The organism is Sphingomonas sp. TDK1 (assembly GCF_001650735.1).
Lineage (GTDB): Bacteria > Pseudomonadota > Alphaproteobacteria > Sphingomonadales > Sphingomonadaceae > Sphingomonas.
Window position 1 is genome coordinate 514 of record NZ_LXVY01000039.1, and the last position, 927, is coordinate 1,440.

1 protein-coding gene and 1 tRNA gene (1 of these 2 only partly in view) are annotated in these 927 nt (G+C 71.3%); one reads left to right on the forward strand and one right to left on the reverse strand.

What is annotated here, in order from left to right:
- Positions 1-16 (forward strand) — tRNA-Ser (locus A7X12_RS26040); it begins 130 nt to the left of the window's first position.
- A gap of 4 nt (positions 17-20) precedes the next feature.
- Here the strand turns inward: A7X12_RS26040 and A7X12_RS19365 are convergent.
- Positions 21-927, reverse strand: a 907-nt coding sequence (locus tag A7X12_RS19365) for an SLC13 family permease (protein ID WP_232318600.1), incomplete at its 5' end; no start/stop codon positions are given.

A 927-nucleotide genomic window follows, 5' to 3' on the forward strand; every position in this document is an offset into this window, starting at 1 on the left:
CCCTCCGTCTCCGCCACTGCTCAGCCGAGCAGCAATCGCGCGCCTAGCGCCGCGATCAGCGCCGGCACCATCGTGACCGCGCCGACCTTCAGGAAACGCCAGAAGCCGACCTCCTCGCCCTCGCGCCGGATCGCCTGCAACCACAGGATCGTCGCCAGGCTGCCGGTAATCGACAGATTCGGGCCTAGGTCCACGCCGATCAGCAGCGCGTCGACCATCAGCCGTGGCGGGTGCGCCTGCGCCACTGCTTCGCTGGCGATCAGGCCCGCCGGAAGATTGTTCATCAGGTTCGAAGCGAAGGCCAGCACGGTCCCGGCCGCCGCCGCACCCGGCGCAGGATCGGCCGCCGCGCTGCGCAGCGCCTGCGCGACCAGGGCGATCACGCCCGTGCGGTCCAGTGCCTCGACCAGCACGAACAACCCGGCCACCAGCGGCAATACGCTCCAGGAAACGGAGCGCGCCAGGGCGACGGGGGAGCGTCTTGCCAGCGCGCAGACGAGCAGGGTGGTCACCAGGCCCGCGATGCAGGTCGGCAGGCCCAGCGGCTGGTCCAGCGCGGACATGGCGAGCAGCAGCATGGCCGTTGCGGCGATGCCCGCGAGTGCGGCCCTGCCGCCGCCGGACAGGCGCGCGCGCGCGATCTCGGTCGCACAGCTGCCCGCCAGCCGCGCGCGCTCGGCCCAGCGCAGCATCACGAAGGTGACCGCAATCGCCGCGATCGAGGGCAGCGCGAAGGAGCCGAACCATTGCCCCAGCGGCGGCATCCTGCCTCCATACAAGACGAGATTGGCGGGATTGGAGATCGGCAGCACGAAGCTGGCCGCATTGGCGATCAGCGCGCAGGCGAACAGCATCGGCAGCGGATCCGCCTTCGCCTTGCGGGCGGCGGCATAGACGGCGGGAGTGAGCACCACCGCGGTCGCGTCG